The following is a 3,547-nucleotide window of genomic DNA, read 5'->3' as shown; positions in this document are numbered from 1 at the left end:
CCGGCGGAAACACCGATTTCCTTAGCCACATGGGCAATTGGGCGCTCTGACTCGATTACCAGGTTCGCGGCCTCACGCCGGTACTCCGGCGTGTACTTCTTGCGCTGTTGACTCACAATGAACATCCTCTCCTACGGACACAAGATCCGTACAAATAGGGTGTCCACTAAACGAGGGTAACCTCAGAGGGGTACGAGAATGAGATACATTTTCTCCGTGACGATCTACAGCATGAGTACGAGAAGGCTGCAAAGGGTGTCTCTGACCCCACCGATACACAGGCCATCCGTGCTGCGCTGAGGTGTTTTACGACTCCCATGTTGCGTGATCCACTGCTCGGCGCACTGCTGGACGAGCCTGAGAAGGGTCTGGCGTTCGCAGAAACTCTTATGTGTGTCGTTCCACGAGACTGGCTCAAGATGCGCTCGCAGATAACCGCTACCGTCGCTGTACTCGCACAAGCCACTGGGCAGACTGGCCTGGCCGGTGTAGCTGCTCATAAAGCCACTGAGCTAAGTGATACCGAGAACTTTCCGAACCTGGTGGCCAGATCCATCAGCCTCGGCCTAGGCAGCAAGCTCATCACGAGCGTCAAACAGGGCGCGTCGAAAGCACATTACCTCCTGTTCGATGCTTAAGTCTCTTACCCCGTTGCAGTTAATGCTGCAGCGGGGTTTTCTTTTTCAGCATGGCCATGACCAGGGAAGACACACATCTTCTACAAGCAGGGGAGCAACTTCTAGCCAGCAGAGCTGTCTCCAAGAACGGATTGAATATCCGATCCACAAGGAGGCACTCATGTACCACTACACGCACGAAGACCTGGAGCTGCTCTACCTGATGAGCGACGGCATAGACGGCGAGGACGCTGATCCTGGTGCAACCCAAGAGCTACGCGACCTGGAAGCAGAAGGGCAAGTACTGCCCTGGGCCGTGCTGTAACAGCACTTTTCTCAGCAGCAGCAAAGCCGCTGCTCAAACACACAATTGAAAGACAATTCACACTCACTCAAAAGGAGAAATCATCATGTCTAACCCATTCAACTCCGGCACCATTGTTGGCAACACCGCTCGCGAGCCGAAGATCTTTGAGCACGCAAACGGCGGCGCTACCGTGAAGCTCAACGTCTACGCGCGTAATACGTTCAAGAACAAGAACACCGGCAAGGTGGAGTCTGAGATCGTGGAACTCACCGGCTACGTGCAGGACGCTAAGAACCTCGGTGTCTTCGGCTGCATCGGCGCTGGTGACCGGGTCGCGGTCAGCTACTCGCTCAAGACGGACAACTACACCGATAAGGATGGCGTGAAGCACTACCCGCTGATCGCACGCATCGATACGGTGCAGCTCATCGACTCGAAGAAAGAGTCTGCAGCCCGTGCTGCACGTCGTGAGAACGGCGCTGCTAACGACACTGAAGAGGTTCCGTTCTAACCTACAACACCCCGCAGGGAAACCTGCGGGGTTATTTTTTCAACCATTTCACGGCGTTGTTCCAGCTTTTCACGGCTTTACCCAACTGAACGTGAACATTCATGCTTAAATAAGTACGTTATTGCTTCTCTCTATCTTCTCCGAAAGGAAGATGTATCGTGCCTGATACCCGTGAACTCACTCGGATGCTCAAAGAGATCCAAGAATTCATTCCAGCCGCCGTTGGTGTCATCGTAGCCATCGCAACCGCCATTGGTGTTCTTGTCCCAAGCCTTGAGGGCGGCTCCAGCATCGGCGGTGATGGAAGCACGCAGGGCGGTGTCGTGCAGCCAGGGGTTACTGATACGAAGTACCTCACTGATCACCCGAACGGAGTGACGAGTTTAGCGCTTGTATCCGGCACTGAGGTGACCGTGAAGGGTAAGGATTACGGCAGATCAATTCTCTCCACCGGTGGCCCTGGCGTTCGTAGCTATAAGGAATATCGTGTGCCAAACACGTTTAGGACCTTGAATCTCAAGGCAGCTTGGGTAGATACCATCCCGAACTCTGGAGGAACCGGCAAGGTCACGGTCAAGCGTGGCGGACAGCTCCTTGGTGAATTCACCGTCTCACAAGGTGAAATCGTTGAGCGCAATTTTGATGTGCGTGGTGGGGGTCGAGTCGAGGTTGCATTGAGCGCTTTCGACCCTTCGGGTGTGCAGAAAAAGGTTGCTGCAAGTGGTCTTGCAGTCCTCACTCCGGTGTTGAAGTAGCGACTGACACCACCAACAGACCAGTTCTGGTCGTAAAACAAAGCGCTGGGAATGCCCCAGCGCTTTCTTTATGTCCAAGCCGGGTCAAAGCCGTCCACGGACGTCGTGGGGGAGCAGCGGCGCTACAGCTCCAGGCGCGCCGACATTTCACAGCGCAATACACGCGCCACTACACGCGCTGTTTTACAGTGCAACAAACACACCATTTCATTACGCACTACGCTGGCACACTTACTCGCCAACAGATCAACCACTTCGCTGCACCCTGTAGTGGCGCGTCACTTAATTGGCACGTTTATTGCGCATTTGAATGACGCTGCAACTCTACAGCGCATTCTGCAGACACTTTCGCGGCACTTTCTACATGCTCATCTACTGCCCACTTAACAGCACTGTAGCTACGTCCCTTTGCTGCATAACTAACAGCGCAACAGACATGCCACTTCACATACCAATTCACTGCACTGCAGAGTTACCACCGCACAAAAACACCGCTCTAATTCTTCGATTTTCGCTGAATTAGAGCGGTTTTAGCACTGTCGCTGGACACTGACCCCGGCGACACGCTGCTAGGCCGCTACAGGGCAGGGCAGTAGCGCTACAGCTCCATGCCACCATCGCGGTCGCGCTGTTGCTGCTGCTGGCGGCGCTTGTTGGTTCGTTCCTGAGCACGACGGCGTGCGGCGGTCCGTTCCTGCTGAGTGCGCTGTTCGACAGTATCGAGGTAGCGCTGCTTCATCTCAGGGTCGTTATCGAGTTCGACATGCAGGAAGTCCCGGTCTACGTGGGAAATCTCTTGCAGAGACTCAACAGCCTCTTCGATGATGATCTTGGCTTCCTCCTCTGCAGCTGCGCGGCGCGCTTCGAGACTTTCGGCGAACGCACGTTTCTCCACATCAAAGGCTTCACGTTCCCGGTCCAGCGCTGCACGTTCGCTAGTAACCTGCTCACGCTCACGCGTGGCCTCGCTGCGGATCGTTGCAGCCTCGCGCTGCGCTTCGCTACGTGTGCTCTCAGCGTCCTGCGTGGCCTCACTGCAGATCCGTTCTGCCTCACGCTTCGCCTCGTCACGTGCCGTGCTGCGGATCTGTTCTGCCTCACGCTCGCCTCCCTTACGCGCCGCGCTACGGATGCTCTCGGCCTCCTGCTCTGCACTCTTGAGTCTCGCCTCCGCAGCGCTGCTGGCCTCTTCGGCACGGTCCAGTAGCTCATCAGCCTGAGCCTCGGCTAGACCTACCGTCTGCTCAGCCTCCTGGTGTGCATCGCTACGGATCTTCTCGGCGTCCTGCTCGGCCTTCTCGCGTGCTTCCTTGAGCACACGCTCGGCAACCTCGCGAGCCTGCTGTTCAGCGTTCTC

At 55.9% G+C, this 3,547-nt stretch carries 4 protein-coding genes and 2 pseudogenes; 4 read left to right on the top strand and 2 right to left on the bottom strand.

All coding sequences use genetic code 11. The features are described from left to right. A pseudogene (locus tag HMPREF2822_RS13880) lies at positions 1-125 on the bottom strand (hypothetical protein); the annotation flags it as partial. 192 nt (positions 126-317) lie between these two features. On the opposite strand from HMPREF2822_RS13880, the gene HMPREF2822_RS11470 reads away from it, so the two are divergent. The 4 genes from HMPREF2822_RS11470 (at position 318) to HMPREF2822_RS11460 (ending at position 2,190) form a co-directional block, all read left to right on the top strand. Further along, positions 318-638 carry a DUF4192 family protein gene (locus HMPREF2822_RS11470; protein WP_070524741.1) on the top strand — a complete coding sequence of 107 codons (321 nt, stop codon included), beginning with the start codon at positions 318-320 and terminating at the stop codon, positions 636-638. A gap of 160 nt (positions 639-798) precedes the next feature. Beyond that, positions 799-942, top strand: a complete 144-nt coding sequence (locus HMPREF2822_RS13570; RefSeq protein WP_158011595.1) for a hypothetical protein — start codon at positions 799-801, stop codon at positions 940-942. A gap of 85 nt (positions 943-1,027) precedes the next feature. Then, the gene (locus tag HMPREF2822_RS11465; RefSeq protein WP_070524740.1) at positions 1,028-1,435 is read left to right on the top strand and encodes a single-stranded DNA-binding protein; all 408 of its coding nucleotides are present in this window, start codon (positions 1,028-1,030) and stop codon (positions 1,433-1,435) included. Between the two features lie 158 nt (positions 1,436-1,593). Further along, the gene (locus HMPREF2822_RS11460) at positions 1,594-2,190 is read left to right on the top strand and encodes a hypothetical protein (protein WP_070524738.1); all 597 of its coding nucleotides are present in this window, start codon (positions 1,594-1,596) and stop codon (positions 2,188-2,190) included. A gap of 598 nt (positions 2,191-2,788) precedes the next feature. Here the strand turns inward: HMPREF2822_RS11460 and HMPREF2822_RS13565 are convergent. Next, a pseudogene (locus tag HMPREF2822_RS13565) lies at positions 2,789-3,547 on the bottom strand (hypothetical protein); the annotation flags it as partial.

The sequence above is a fragment of the Corynebacterium sp. HMSC062E11 genome (assembly GCF_001811845.1).
Lineage (GTDB): Bacteria > Actinomycetota > Actinomycetes > Mycobacteriales > Mycobacteriaceae > Corynebacterium > Corynebacterium hesseae.
This window is presented reverse-complemented; position numbering and strand designations above follow the sequence as displayed.